Source organism: Clostridium bornimense (assembly GCF_018917145.1).
Lineage (GTDB): Bacteria > Bacillota > Clostridia > Clostridiales > Clostridiaceae > Clostridium_AN > Clostridium_AN bornimense_A.
On sequence record NZ_JAHLOD010000040.1, the window covers coordinates 17,080 to 30,769 of the forward strand.

Below are 13,690 nucleotides of genomic sequence, written 5' to 3' on the forward strand. Positions count from 1 at the left end.
TTAAAGGTTTGTGTTGAATAAAATATAAAGTGGGTTCTCTATAGAGAGGTGAAACTAAATGAAGGAAATGATAGTTGTGTTGGATATCGGGACAACTAAAATATCCATGACATATGGAGAGATAAATAAAGAAGGAGAATTAAATATTTCTGGATATGAAGAAGTTATAGCAACTGGATTATCAAATGGAGTAATAGTAAATATAGATAAAACAGTAGAAGAAGTATTAGTAGTTAAGAAAAAACTGGAAAAGTTTATTGGGATATGTATAAATAAGGTGTATTTGCTGCTGTCAGAAAATATATGTAGCATATATAAAAATAGAGGAATGATAGCTATATCATCAGAAGAAAAGGAAATAACCGCTAATGATATAAAAAGAGTTATAGATGTTACTACAGCAATACCTACTAGTAAACATAATACTATTATTGGTATAGATCCTTATGAATATGTAGTAGATGGAATAAGAAATGTATCAGATCCAGTAGGAATGATTGGTCATAGATTAGAATTGAAAGCTAATATTATTATATCAAAGACATCTATTATTACTAATTTAGAGAAGGTAGTTGAAAAATCAGGGCTAAAAGTATTAGGTAGAGTATTGCAACCTATTTCAATTTCTAATATTATATTAAGAAGAGAGAAAGTTAATTATGTAACTTCAATAGTAGATGTTGGAGGCGAAAACACAGGAATTTCTATCTTTGAAGGAAGTAATCTAGTTGATATGTACACAATTCCAATAGGTGGAAAAAACATAACTAAAGATATAGGTTATTTTTTTAAATTATCTTTCAATACAGCAGAGGCTATAAAAAAATCGTTAATAGATTTTTCTGTAGGTTATGATGAAGAAGAAGAGGTTTTAATAGAAAACTCATTTCATGAAAAAGTGCCGATAAAAAAATCGCTATTAAATGATGTAGCTTATGATAGAGTTGAAGAAATTCTAAATATGATTAAAGATAGTTTTAAAAGATACGATAAATCTATAAATAGGGTTGTTTTTGTAGGTGGTGGACTTGGAGAATTCCCTGGAATAGAAGAGATTATAAAATATAATCTTAAAATACCATGTAAGGTATATAAAGAGAGATTATTTGACGAAGAGAAAAGTCTGTTAGCACCGTCGATAGCGGCGATTAAAGATGAATATAATAATTACTTTCCTTTAGAAGAAAAAGAACTAAGTAAAATACATGCAGATAAGGAAGTTGAACAACAAGAGGTAAGTGGAAAAGTGGGAATAGTAACCAAATTAAGAGCTTTTATTGATGAGTTTCTGTGAGGAAGAGGAGGATAACATAGTGCTAGATTTTGATGTTGATGTAAGTGCATTTGCGCAAATAAAAGTAATTGGATGCGGTGGCGGAGGAAACAATGCCGTTAATAGAATGATTGAAGAAGGACTTAAAAATGTTGAGTTTATCGCTGTTAATACAGATAAACAAGCATTAGCTTTATCAAAAGCAGGTCAAAAAATACAAATTGGAGATAAATTAACTAAAGGATTAGGTGCAGGTGCAAATCCTGAGGTTGGTGCAAAAGCTGCTGAAGAAAGTAGAGAAGAAATTGAAGCATCACTTAAAGGATCAGATATGGTATTTATAACAGCTGGTATGGGTGGTGGAACAGGAACAGGAGCTGCACCAGTTGTTGCTGAGATTGCAAAATCAATGGGAATTCTTACTGTTGGTGTCGTAACTAAGCCATTCCCATTTGAAGGCAGAAGAAGAATGATGCATGCAGAAATGGGAATAAAGAACTTAAAAGAAAGAGTAGATACATTAGTAACTATCCCAAATGAAAGATTATTATCAATTGTTGATAAGAAAACATCTTTAGTGGATTCTTTTAGATTAGCGGATGAAATATTAAGACAAGGGGTTCAAGGTATATCTGACTTAATAACTATACCAGGACTTGTAAATCTTGACTTTGCAGACGTTAGAACTGTTATGTTAGATAAAGGATTAGCACATATGGGTGTAGGTACAGGAAAAGGTGATAACAGAGCAGAAGAAGCTGCTAAGGAAGCAATATCATCACCACTTTTAGAAACTTCAATTAAAGGAGCTACTGGTGTTCTTATTAATGTTACTGGTGGAGCTGATTTAGGTCTATTAGAAATTAGTGAAGCAGCAGAAATAGTTCAAGAAGCAGCGGATCCAGATGCACATATTATATTTGGTGCAGTAATAAATGAGTCTATGAAGGATGAAATTAGAATTACTGTAATAGCTACTGGATTTGATGAAGCAAATTCAATAAATAAAGAAAAACCAAGTTTATTTGGTAAGCCAGAAAGAAAAGAAGAAGTAGAAGAAAAGAAAACTGTTCAAGAAGAAGTAGCAGCTACATCAACATCTTCTGAAAGAGATGATATAGATATACCTACTTTTTTAAGAAAGAGACATAGATATTAATAGAGATACCTAAAAGGTGATTCATCGAAAGATGGATCACCTTTTTTTAATTCCCAATTCACCAGAATTGTGAATTGTAAATATTATTGCTGAGTTAGTCGAAATAGAAAAATAAATAAAAAATAAAAAAAAAATATTATTTCCAATAATTTACAAATTTCTGAATTTATATAAACTATAATATATACAAAGGGAGGGAGTAAGATGATTGTTTACTTAGACATTTTACTCATAGAAAATTTTATAGTTAATTTTTTTCTCCTTTATATAACGATAAAAAGTTTATCTATAGAAGTTAATTACAAAAGATTATTGGCTTCATCTATGTTAGGAGCATTATATGTTATCACCTATTTTTATAATTTTAATGGAATTTTGAATAGTTTACCGCTTAAGCTTATTATAGGGTATTTATTGGTGGCTATAGTTCTTAAAGAAAATACAATAGGAATAAAGATAAAGGGGAGTATTCTATATCTTCTTTATACTGTATTATTAGCAGGCATATGTTTCTTTTTAGCTCAAAATTCAAAAGTATATATATATAGGGGATTCATATTTAATTTTTCTTCGAAAAAATTACTATTGTCTTTAATACTTATATTCTTTTTGTTAGATCGTATGTATAAATTTATAAAAGATTCTTTATTTGTAAATAAGTTTATATATGATATGGAATTAATTCTTGGAGATGAGATTATAAAATTAAAAGGTTTTTTAGATACAGGTAATGAATTAAGAGAGCCCATTACTAATTTACCTGTAGTTTTTATAGAGTCTACTGTAATAGATAAAAAGTTAATTGATGAAAATCAAATGATAACAATAAGTTATAAAGTAGTTAACAATAGGAAATTTGAAGTTAAAGCCTTTAAACCAAAGGCGCTAATAGTTCATAGAGGAGAAGAAAAAAAAGTAGTGGATTGTTTTATTGCATTATCTAAGGGAAGTTTAAGCAATGAAAATAAATTTAATGCCCTTCTCTCAAGAGGCGTAATTTATTAGCGGGGGGAGTTATGATTAAGTTAATAAGATTTATAAAGAAGATATTAAAAGTACTTAAAATAGAAAATATATTAGAAAATAAGACGGTACACTATATTGGAGGAAGTGATACCCTTCCTCCGCCGTTATCAAAAGAAGAAGAGGAAGAACTTATAGAAAGATTAAAAGCAGGGGAAGAAGATGTAAGGAGGATATTAATAGAGCGTAATTTAAGACTTGTAGTGTATATTGCAAGAAAATTTGAAAATACCGGTTTAACCATAGAAGATCTTATCTCAGTAGGTACAATTGGGCTTATAAAAGCTGTAAAGACATTTGATCCAACAAAAAAAATAAAACTAGCAACTTATGCGTCTAGATGTATTGAAAATGAGATATTAATGTATTTAAGAAGAAATTCTAAATTAAAATCTGAAATTTCTTTTTATGAACCTCTTAATATAGATTGGGATGGAAATGAGTTGTTGTTATCGGATATATTAGGAACCGAAAATGATGGAGTATATAATATTTTAGAAGATGAAGTGGATAAGCAGTTATTAGTTTTAGCGTTAAAAAAATTAAATGTACGAGAGAAAGAAATTGTAGAGTTAAGATATGGACTTAATGGAAAAGGTGAAAAAACACAGAAAGAAGTAGCTGATATGCTGGGTATATCACAATCTTATATATCTAGGTTAGAGAAAAGAATAATTAAACAATTAAAGAAAGAAATTAATAAAATGGTTTGATGAATAAAAGTTAGCTTTAGAGGAGATAATGTAACTGTCATTACTCTTGAGGAGCTGATTATATGATAAACAAAGTGGAAATATGTGGAGTTAATACTGCGAAGCTTCCAATTTTGAAGGAAGCAGAAATGACTAAACTGATTTTAGAGATGAAAGATGGCAATATAGAGAGTAGAGAGAAGTTTATTAGAGGAAATTTAAGACTGGTATTAAGTGTTATTCAACGATTCAATAATAGGGGAGAAAATGCAGATGATCTTTTTCAAGTTGGTTGTATTGGACTTATAAAAGCTTTGGATAATTTCGATTTAAGTCAAAATGTTAAATTTTCAACTTATGCAGTACCTATGATTATTGGAGAGATAAGAAGATATTTAAGAGATAATAATTCTATAAGAGTTAGTAGGTCGTTAAGAGATATAGCATATAAAGCATTACAAGTGAGAGATAGACTTTTAAGTGAGACAAATGAAGAACCAACAGTATCTGTAATAGCTAAAGAGCTAGATTTACCACGAGAAGAGGTAACATACGCATTAGATGCAATTCAAGATCCTGTATCGTTATTTGAACCGATTTATAACGATGGCGGAGATGCAATTTTTGTTATGGATCAAATAAGTGATAATAAGAATTTAGATGATTCTTGGCTTGAGAATATATCTTTAAAAGAGGCGATGAAAAAGTTAACTGATAGAGAAAAAATGATTTTAAATATGAGGTTTTTTGATGGTAGAACTCAAATGGAAGTAGCTGATGAAATAGGTATTTCTCAAGCACAAGTAAGTAGATTGGAGAAGACAGCATTAAAACATATGAAAAAACATATCTAAGTTAAATCTGTATAGAGAAGAAGCTGCTGCACGAAAAAGTGTGGCAGTTTTTTTCTTGGTGTTACAGGTATGAAGGTACAAGGCACAGGTATATATCAGTGCACTGTAAATTGTGAACTGTGCACTGAAAATGTGAATTGTGAATTGAAATATATCATATACATTATAATGGGGGTGAAGTATATGGGAAAAGTGAATCTTAGTTATCTTAGGGAATTAGAAGTAATAGAATTAAATAGTGGTGTTAGACTTGGAAAGGTTGAAGATTTAATAATTGATACAGAGATGCATAAAGTTGTATCAATTTTAGTATCAAAACCAAAAGGACTTTTCAAAATTAATGATTGTTTAGAAGTGCCCTGGGCTAAAATAAAAAGGATTGGTAGTGATGTTATAATAATAGATGGTGTTGAATATATTGAAAAGGCTATTACTTAAGGGCTAAATATTGTATAATGTAAAAAAGTAAACAAAAGGGAGTGAGGAGTATGAAATGTCCTTTTTGTGGATATTTAGAAAGCAAAGTTATTGACTCAAGATCTACAGAAGAAAGTAATGCAATTAGAAGAAGAAGAGAATGTGCAAAATGCAATAAGAGATACACTACATATGAAAAGGTAGAAGACATACCTTTATTAGTAGTAAAGAAAAATTCTACTAGAGAATATTTTGATAAAAATAAAATAATTAACGGAATACTTATAGCAGCTCAGAAGAGGCCGGTTTCTAGAAGTCAAATAGAAAAAATATCAGAAGATATTGAAAAACAATTATCAAATTCAATGGCTACAGAGGTAAAGTCTCATGAGATTGGTGAAATGATAATGGATAGGCTAAAAGATATTGATGAAGTCGCATATGTTAGATTTGCATCAGTATATAGACAATTTAAAGATATTAATACTTTTATGGAAGAGATAGAAAGTTTAATGAAGAAAAAATAGTCCTTGGGGGCTATTTTCTTTTGTTAAATAAAAGTTAAATATAGATTTTGAATATTAAAAATATGTTATATTGAAAAGGTGGATGATAGTAATGTTAACTACTATAGATGGTAAAAGATTTTTAACTTATAATGACGATAATATAGAGATAGTAATATCAACAATAGATAATGATTTTAATATTAATGGTGACAATTTTCAAAATAATATGGATTTTTTGAAAGGATCTTTAGGCGTACATGAAATAGGGTATTCAAAACAGATTCATTCTACTATAGTTAACAATTGGAATGGAGAAGTTAAAGAAGGTGATGCACTTATTTGTAATGATAAAAATATAGCTATAGGTGTTTTTACTGCTGATTGTGTTCCTATACTTATTTATTCTAAAGATAAGAAGGTTATAGCAGCTGTTCATAGTGGTTGGAGAGGAACTTTTGAAAATATTATAGAAAAGACAATAAAAGAAATCAAAAATGCTTATGGAGAAATGGAACTTAATGCAGTTATAGGTCCTCATATAAAAAGATGTTGTTATGAAGTTTCAGAAGAATTAATAGATAAGTTTAAGAATCTAGAATATCTTAAAGATAAAACTATTAATGATGGTAGAAATTTAGATCTTACAACAATAATAAAAATACAATTAGAAAATCTAAATATAAAAAATATAAAAGATTTATCTATGTGTACTTATTGTAGTGAAAATGTTAAATTTCATTCATATAGAAAAGAAAAAGAAAATAGTGGGAGAATTTTTTCAGCTATTGTTGCAAGGTAAGGGGGATAATTATGAGTAATGAAAAAATACTTATTGTAGATGATGAGGAACATATTGTTGAACTAATAAAATTTAATTTAGAGGCTAATGGATATAGAACGATAACAGCTTCCAATGGTTTGGAAGCTTTAGAGCTAGCGAAAAATGAAAAGCCAGATTTAATTCTTTTAGATATAATGTTACCTGGTCTTAACGGAAATGATGTATGTAAGGAAATAAGAAAGGATATAGAGATTGCTACTATTCCTATTATTATGATAACAGCCAAAGGGGAAGAGTTAGATAGAATATTAGGCTTAGAATTAGGTGCAGATGATTATGTTACTAAACCTTTTTCAGTGAGAGAATTAATGGCTAGAGTAAAGGCAGTGCTAAGAAGAACTAAGGTGGAATCTGTTAGCGATACCTATAGTTTTGGTAATGTATCTATAGATTTTAATAAGCATGAAGTTATAAAAAATGGGGAGAAAGTGGATCTAACACTTAAGGAGTTTGAGTTATTACAAATTTTAATAAAAAATAGTGGAAGAGTTTTAACAAGAGATTTACTTTTAGATAAGATATGGGGATATGAATTTATTGGTGAGACTAGAACTATTGATGTACATATAAGATATCTTAGAAAGAAGATAGAAGATGACGATAAGAATCCTAAATTTATTGAAACTATTAGAGGAATAGGATATAGGTTTAATAGAGATGGGGAATAAAAGATGAAAAAGAAATTGAGTATATATTTTATAAGTATTTTAATGATAACTACAGGATTTTTATCATGCATATTATATATTGGATCAAATTATGTGATACAAAAAAATGAAGAGAAGAATTTGAAAAATATTAATAGATTACTGTGCAAGATAGCAGAAGAAAATGAAGAGAAGGACTTTAAGAATATCTTTGATTCTGTAATGAAAGATGAAGAGCAAAGGTTAACGATTGTGGCGAGGGATGGTAGTGTTTTATATGATTCAAAAAACGACATAGAAGAATTAGAAAATCATAATGAAAGACCTGAAATAATTAATGCAAGAAAAAATGGAGAATCTAAAAGCGTAAGAATATCAGCAAGTGATAAAGAACAAACAGTTTATGTAGCAAAACTTATTAATAATGGAATAGTAGTAAGATTAGCTGTAAAGGATGTAAGTTTAAAGGCAATAAATAATGTTTTCATAAAATATTATGCATATACTTTCGTAATTATATCACTGATATCAGTGGTCATATCTATGAAACTCTCTAATATATTTATAGTTCCAATAAAAGATTTAGAAGCTACTACATCTAGAGTAGCAAAAGGTGATTTTGAAAGAAAAGTAAAGGTATATTCGAATGATGAAATTGGTCAACTAGCCACTACTTTTAATTATATGTCCGATCAATTAAACAAATTATTACAAGAATTAAACGAGAAACAAACGAAGTTAGAAGCTATTTTAAAGTCAATGGATAGTGGGGTTATAGCTATAGATAAAGAAGAAAAAATTATAATGATTAATCCTTACTGTGAAAAGATATTTGGTATCAAGCAAGATATAATTGGAGAAAATATAATCACTGCAATTAGAGATGCTGATTTATATGCGGTGTTTAAAGACAATACAACAGAGGTACAAGAGATACGAGTATATTATCCAAAAGAAAGAGAATTTAGAGTTAAGACAACAGAGATTATTAATGGATATGAGGCAATAGGAAAAGTTGCCGTACTTCAGGATATAACTGATATAAAAAGATTAGAAAATATGAGATCACAATTTGTTGCTAATGTATCTCATGAACTTAAAACACCACTAACATCTATCAAGGGATTTGCAGAGACATTGAGAATTGTAGAAGATGAGAAAACAAAGGATAGATTTTTAGACATTATAAATGGAGAAGCAGATAGACTTACAACTTTAATAAATGATATATTAACTCTTTCTGATTTAGAGCAAGCAAAGGAAATGAATAATGAAGATGTTGATGTAAATAATATAATAGAATCAGTTTATACAATGTTAAAACCTTTGGCAGAAAAGAAAGATATATGTATTACTAAAGAATTAGTAGGTAATCCAATTATAGATGGTGATTCTAATAAGTTTAAACAAATGTTAATAAACTTAGTAGAAAATGCTATAAAGTATACAGAGGATAATGGCTATGTAAAAATAATAACTAGTGTTATAGAAGATAAGGTTATTATAAAGGTTAAGGATAATGGTATTGGTATAGCAGAAGAACATATTCCAAGACTATTTGAAAGATTTTATAGAGTAGATAAAGCTAGATCTAGGGAGAAAGGTGGAACAGGACTAGGTCTTGCAATTGTTAAGTATATTGTGATTAACCTAGGAGGAACAATAGCAGTAGAAAGTAAAATTCATGAAGGAACAACGTTCACAACTGAATTTTACACAAAATAATGCAATGTTAAATTTATTTAACATTTGTATAATATTTTCTTAACTTTAGTAACTTACAATAATAGCTGTCAAAGGGAAATAATACAGCGATGTGAAAATGGAGGTAAGTTTTATGAAGAAAACTTTATTAAAAATAGTTGTATCAGCTTTAACAGTTACTTTGTTAGGATTATTTGTAGGATGTGGAGGAGGAGCAGATAAAAGTGCTGATAATAACAAAAAAGATTCCGCAGTATCAGGTTCAATAATTGCTGGTGGATCAACAGCATTAGAGCCATTAGTTAAGAAAACAAAGGAAGGATTTGAAGCAAAACATCCCGATGCAATGGTAGATGTACAAGGTGGAGGTTCAGGAAAAGGAATTTCAGGAGTACAAGAAGGAACTTTCCAAATAGGAAATTCAGACGTACCAGCAGCAGATAAGGTTACAGATGAATCAGCATTAAAAGAATTAGTTGAAACAAAGGTTTGTGGAATTGGATTTGCTATGGTTGCAAACAAAGATGTAAAAGTAAATTCATTAACAGTAGAACAAATTGTAGATATATTTACAGGAAAAGTTACTAACTGGAAAGACGTTGGTGGAGATGATGAAGCAATTACTGTAATAGCTAGACCAACATCTTCAGGAACAAGAGCAACATTTAAGAAAACAATTTTAGGTGATGCAGAAGAAAAGAAAGATTTCCAAACAGAAGAATCATCAGGAGCTGTTAGTTCAAAAGTTCAATCAACTCCAGGAGCAATTTCTTACTTAGCATTATCATATGTTGGTGACGGAAAAGATTTAAATGTTTTAAAAATTAATGATGTAGAAGCTAATGCAGAAAATATAGCAAATGGATCTTATCCATTCTGGTCTTATGAGTATATGATTACAAAAGGTGAACCAACTGGAGTTACAAAGGCATTTATAGATTATTTAATGTCAGGTGAAAATAAGTCAGTTGTAGAAGCTGAAGGATATATACCAATGAGTAGCTTAAAATAATATGTAACTTTTAAATAAATGGCTAGGCTTGAGTGATATAAAACTTATGCCTAGTATTTGTTATAAAAATATATCATAGGAGAAGTTGACTATGAAAAGAAAAAATATGTTGTACAAATTAAAAACAGAATACTTAGGAAAAGGATATGCTATATTCTGTGGTGTTTTAATTGTTCTTATGACCATTGTGATAATGGGATTTATAATTTCTAAAGGTATGGTTACATTTACGAAAAATGGTGTATCTTTAGGAGAGTTTTTATTATCACCAAATTGGTCACCAGAATCAGAGACTGATCCCAAATATGGTGCTTTAATATTTTTAGTTGGATCAACATTAGTTTCTATTGGATCTGTAGTAATTTCTGCACCAGTAGCTGTAGCATTGGCTATATTTATGAATATTATTTCACCTAAATTAGGTAAGAAAGTATTACAACCGGCTATAGAACTCTTTGTTGGAATTCCATCAGTAGTTTACGGCCTTATAGGTGTTACAGTATTTGTTCCGTTTATTAGAAATACGTTAGGCGGTACAGGATCATCACTATTAACTGCAATCATAATTTTGTCAATTATGATATTACCAACAATAACTTCTATTGCTTATGACTCTATTAAAGTTGTTTCAAAAGATTATATTGAAGCGTCTTATGGACTTGGAGCTACAAGATGGCAAACAATATATAAAGTTATCGTACCGGCAGCAAAAAGTGGAATACTAACAGGAGTAGTTTTAGGTATGGCTCGTGCTTTTGGTGAAGCATTAGCAGTATCAATGGTAGTAGGTAATGCAATAAAATTTGCAAAAACATTACTAGAGCCTACAAGCACATTAACAGGTGTTTTAACAATGGATATGACTAATACTGTATCAGGAACAGCTTGGAATGATGCAATATGGTCTTTAGCAGCATTATTATTAATAATATCATTTATATTTATATTAATTGTTAGAGCTATAGGAAAAAGAGGTGAAATGAAATAATGAATTCAAAAACTGTTGATAAAATTTGGACTTCAATTTTATATGGAATATCTTTTGCAGTAGTTGCCTTATTGGTTTTTCTTTTAGCCGAAATACTTATAAAAGGTTTTGGATTTTTAAATCCTAAATTTTTATTTAGTACTACAGGTGAAGATGTAGTAGGAATACAGCTTTTCAATTCTTTTTATCTTTTAATTTTATCTTTAACAATAACTATAATTCTTGGTGTAGGTGCTGGAATATACTTAGCTGAATATGCTAAACCAGGTAAGTTTATGGATTTTGTTAGATTGTGTATAGAATCTATGGCTTCATTACCTTCTATAGTTGTTGGATTATTTGGATATCTTATTTTTGTTGTTTATACAAAGTGGAGTTTTACTTTATTTGCAGGGGCAATAACACTTACAATTTTAAATTTGCCTTCAGTAACAAGAGTAGCAGAAAATGCTATAAGGGATGCATCAGCTAATATCAAAGAAGCATCTTTAGGACTTGGGGCTACTAGATGGCAAACAATGGTTAGATTAATATTACCAACAGCATTTCCGCAAATATTAACTGGTATCATTTTGGCAGCAGGAAGAATTTTTGGAGAAGCAGCAGCTCTTATTTATACAGCAGGAACTAATGCATCAAGAATAAATCTTTCCGCAAGCATAACATCAAAAGCTAATCCATTTAATATTTTTAGACCAGCAGAAACACTATCTGTTCATATATGGAAGTTAAATGCTGAAGGTACGGCTAATAATTCAATGCAAATAGCAGCTCAATCAGCAGCAGTTTTAGTTGTAATGGTATTGATTTTTAATATATTAGCGAGAGTGTTAAGTAAAATTATACATTTAAGGTATGCAGGAAGTAAGTAAGGGAGATAAGTTATGAGTGAGAAGAATTATATAATAAAAAGTAAAAATTTAAATTTATATTATGGACAAAATCATGCTTTAAAGAATATAAATATGGATATAGAAGCAAACAAAGTTACAGCACTTATAGGACCTTCTGGATGTGGTAAATCTACATTTCTTAGAACACTAAATAGAATGAATGATCTTATTGATATAGTTAAAATAGATGGAGAAGTAATTTTTGAAGATAAAAATATATATGGTGATGATTATGATGTAATAGAACTTAGGAAAAGGGTAGGAATGGTGTTTCAAAAAGCAAATCCGTTTCCTATGTCTATTTATGATAACATTGCCTATGGGCCTAAAATTCATGGAATAAAAAATAAAACTCAGTTAGATGAGATTGTAGAAAGAAGTTTAAAGGGAGCAGCACTTTGGGATGAAGTAAAAGATAGACTTAAAAAATCCGCACAAGGACTTTCAGGTGGACAACAACAAAGACTTTGTATAGCAAGAACATTAGCTGTTGAACCAGAGGTTATATTAATGGATGAACCTACATCAGCATTAGATCCTATATCAACTTCAAAAGTTGAAGAGCTTATGGAGAATATAAAAGAAAAATACACTGTAGTCATAGTTACACATAATATGCAACAAGCAGGTAGAATTGCAGATAAAACTGCTTTCTTCTTAAATGGGGAAGTTATTGAGTATGGTGATACAGAAGAGTTATTTAGAAACCCTAGAGATAAGAGAACAGAGGATTATATAACTGGTAGATTCGGTTAAAATAGGGAGTGATAATATGACAAGAAAAGCATTTGATAAAAGTTTACACAATATGCATAATGCATTATTAAGCATGGGGAGCAAAGTAGAGAAACAACTTAGAACAGCAATAGAATCTCTAGAAAAAAGAGATGTTCAGTTAGCTAAGGAAGTTATAAAAGAAGATGATAAAATTGATAATATGCAAAAAGATATAGAAAATATGTGTATAAGTTTAATTGCAATGGAACATCCATTAGCAAGTGATTTGAGAGATGTATTTTCAGGTATTAAAATAGCTACAGATTTAGAAAGAATGGGAGATCATGCTGTAGATATTGCAAAGATAACTAAGAGGATTACAATAGATAAAGATGTTGAGAGTATGAGTGATCTTGTTAATATGACATCTATAGTAATTGAGATGATAAAAGGCTCATTAGATGCATATATAGATAAAGATTTAGATAAGTGTTATGAGATAGCTAATAAAGATAACCAAGTAGACGATATTTATAAAAAAGTATTTAGGGATATTTTCGCTGCTATGGGTAATAAGGATACAGCTTTCATAAATGATCATTCACAGTTTTTATTTGTATGTAAATACTTAGAGCGTTTAGGAGATAGATGTACTAATATTTGTGAATCTACTATTTATCTTATAACAGGTAAAGTGGAAGACTTAAATGAATGATTTGGAGAGCAAGGTTAGGGGCAGTGCACAATTTTCAGTGCACAGTTGTTGAAGGGGCTGTCGCACAAAGGAGTCAGATCATAGTGCGGCAGTTTTTTCATCAAAATAGAGTGTCAGGGCACAGGGATATATCAGTGCACAGCATTCCTGTTTTGAGACTTTATAAGAATTGAAAAAAATAACCTCCCTAGGTAAAATGATAATTGCAAAACAAAAATACCAAGGAGGTTATTCAAATGAATAATA

At 29.6% G+C, this 13,690-nt stretch carries 15 protein-coding genes; all 15 read left to right on the forward strand.

Going from position 1 to position 13,690, the window contains the following annotated elements:
• Window positions 1-58: 58 nt before the first annotated feature.
• The 15 genes from ftsA (at window position 59) to phoU (ending at window position 13,444) form a co-directional block, all read left to right on the forward strand.
• A complete protein-coding gene (gene ftsA, locus KQI30_RS12685) occupies window positions 59-1,294 on the forward strand; it encodes a cell division protein FtsA (RefSeq protein WP_216463713.1) in 1,236 nt (411 codons plus the stop codon).
• Between the two features lie 19 nt (window positions 1,295-1,313).
• Entirely contained in the window at window positions 1,314-2,432 is a 1,119-nt protein-coding gene (gene ftsZ / locus KQI30_RS12690; RefSeq protein WP_216463714.1) for a cell division protein FtsZ, read from the forward strand.
• A 204-nt stretch (window positions 2,433-2,636) separates the two neighbouring features.
• Entirely contained in the window at window positions 2,637-3,437 is an 801-nt protein-coding gene (locus KQI30_RS12695) for a sigma-E processing peptidase SpoIIGA (RefSeq protein WP_216463715.1), read from the forward strand.
• Window positions 3,438-3,448: 11 nt separating this feature from the next.
• On the forward strand, window positions 3,449-4,168 hold the full coding sequence (gene sigE, locus KQI30_RS12700) for an RNA polymerase sporulation sigma factor SigE (protein WP_216463716.1): 720 nt from the start codon (window positions 3,449-3,451) through the stop codon (window positions 4,166-4,168).
• Window positions 4,169-4,230: 62 nt separating this feature from the next.
• Complete coding sequence (sigG, locus tag KQI30_RS12705) at window positions 4,231-5,001, forward strand: RNA polymerase sporulation sigma factor SigG (protein WP_216463717.1); 771 nt, start codon at window positions 4,231-4,233, stop codon at window positions 4,999-5,001.
• 183 nt (window positions 5,002-5,184) lie between these two features.
• A complete protein-coding gene (locus tag KQI30_RS12710; protein WP_216463718.1) occupies window positions 5,185-5,439 on the forward strand; it encodes a YlmC/YmxH family sporulation protein in 255 nt (84 codons plus the stop codon).
• Between the two features lie 50 nt (window positions 5,440-5,489).
• A complete protein-coding gene (gene nrdR, locus KQI30_RS12715; protein WP_216463719.1) occupies window positions 5,490-5,945 on the forward strand; it encodes a transcriptional regulator NrdR in 456 nt (151 codons plus the stop codon).
• Window positions 5,946-6,036: 91 nt separating this feature from the next.
• Window positions 6,037-6,726, forward strand: a complete 690-nt coding sequence (gene pgeF / locus KQI30_RS12720) for a peptidoglycan editing factor PgeF (RefSeq protein WP_216463720.1) — start codon at window positions 6,037-6,039, stop codon at window positions 6,724-6,726.
• Window positions 6,727-6,737: 11 nt separating this feature from the next.
• On the forward strand, window positions 6,738-7,436 hold the full coding sequence (locus KQI30_RS12725) for a response regulator (RefSeq protein WP_216463721.1): 699 nt from the start codon (window positions 6,738-6,740) through the stop codon (window positions 7,434-7,436).
• Between the two features lie 3 nt (window positions 7,437-7,439).
• Complete coding sequence (gene pnpS / locus KQI30_RS12730) at window positions 7,440-9,140, forward strand: two-component system histidine kinase PnpS (RefSeq protein ID WP_216463722.1); 1,701 nt, start codon at window positions 7,440-7,442, stop codon at window positions 9,138-9,140.
• 112 nt (window positions 9,141-9,252) lie between these two features.
• On the forward strand, window positions 9,253-10,131 hold the full coding sequence (locus KQI30_RS12735; protein WP_216463723.1) for a phosphate ABC transporter substrate-binding protein: 879 nt from the start codon (window positions 9,253-9,255) through the stop codon (window positions 10,129-10,131).
• 91 nt (window positions 10,132-10,222) lie between these two features.
• Window positions 10,223-11,119, forward strand: a complete 897-nt coding sequence (pstC, locus tag KQI30_RS12740; RefSeq protein ID WP_216463724.1) for a phosphate ABC transporter permease subunit PstC — start codon at window positions 10,223-10,225, stop codon at window positions 11,117-11,119.
• On the forward strand, window positions 11,119-11,991 hold the full coding sequence (gene pstA / locus KQI30_RS12745; protein WP_216463725.1) for a phosphate ABC transporter permease PstA: 873 nt from the start codon (window positions 11,119-11,121) through the stop codon (window positions 11,989-11,991). The genes pstC and pstA overlap by 1 nt, the downstream gene beginning before the upstream one ends.
• 12 nt (window positions 11,992-12,003) lie before the next feature.
• On the forward strand, window positions 12,004-12,768 hold the full coding sequence (gene pstB, locus KQI30_RS12750; protein ID WP_216463726.1) for a phosphate ABC transporter ATP-binding protein PstB: 765 nt from the start codon (window positions 12,004-12,006) through the stop codon (window positions 12,766-12,768).
• 16 nt (window positions 12,769-12,784) lie between these two features.
• Entirely contained in the window at window positions 12,785-13,444 is a 660-nt protein-coding gene (phoU, locus tag KQI30_RS12755) for a phosphate signaling complex protein PhoU (RefSeq protein WP_216463727.1), read from the forward strand.
• The last annotated feature ends 246 nt before the right edge of the window (window positions 13,445-13,690 follow it).

Excerpts from the sequence above, each read along its gene's own strand:
- ftsA (WP_216463713.1), top strand. The coding sequence starts at position 59 with ATGAAGGAAATGATAGTTGTGTTGGATATCGGGACAACTAAAATATCC.
- KQI30_RS12695 (WP_216463715.1), top strand. The coding sequence starts at position 2,637 with ATGATTGTTTACTTAGACATTTTACTCATAGAAAATTTTATAGTTAAT.
- sigE (WP_216463716.1), top strand. The coding sequence starts at position 3,449 with ATGATTAAGTTAATAAGATTTATAAAGAAGATATTAAAAGTACTTAAA.
- sigG (WP_216463717.1), top strand. The coding sequence starts at position 4,231 with ATGATAAACAAAGTGGAAATATGTGGAGTTAATACTGCGAAGCTTCCA.
- KQI30_RS12710 (WP_216463718.1), top strand. The coding sequence starts at position 5,185 with ATGGGAAAAGTGAATCTTAGTTATCTTAGGGAATTAGAAGTAATAGAA.
- nrdR (WP_216463719.1), top strand. The coding sequence starts at position 5,490 with ATGAAATGTCCTTTTTGTGGATATTTAGAAAGCAAAGTTATTGACTCA.
- pgeF (WP_216463720.1), top strand. The coding sequence starts at position 6,037 with ATGTTAACTACTATAGATGGTAAAAGATTTTTAACTTATAATGACGAT.
- KQI30_RS12725 (WP_216463721.1), top strand. The coding sequence starts at position 6,738 with ATGAGTAATGAAAAAATACTTATTGTAGATGATGAGGAACATATTGTT.
- pnpS (WP_216463722.1), top strand. The coding sequence starts at position 7,440 with ATGAAAAAGAAATTGAGTATATATTTTATAAGTATTTTAATGATAACT.
- KQI30_RS12735 (WP_216463723.1), top strand. The coding sequence starts at position 9,253 with ATGAAGAAAACTTTATTAAAAATAGTTGTATCAGCTTTAACAGTTACT.
- pstC (WP_216463724.1), top strand. The coding sequence starts at position 10,223 with ATGAAAAGAAAAAATATGTTGTACAAATTAAAAACAGAATACTTAGGA.
- pstA (WP_216463725.1), top strand. The coding sequence starts at position 11,119 with ATGAATTCAAAAACTGTTGATAAAATTTGGACTTCAATTTTATATGGA.
- pstB (WP_216463726.1), top strand. The coding sequence starts at position 12,004 with ATGAGTGAGAAGAATTATATAATAAAAAGTAAAAATTTAAATTTATAT.
- phoU (WP_216463727.1), top strand. The coding sequence starts at position 12,785 with ATGACAAGAAAAGCATTTGATAAAAGTTTACACAATATGCATAATGCA.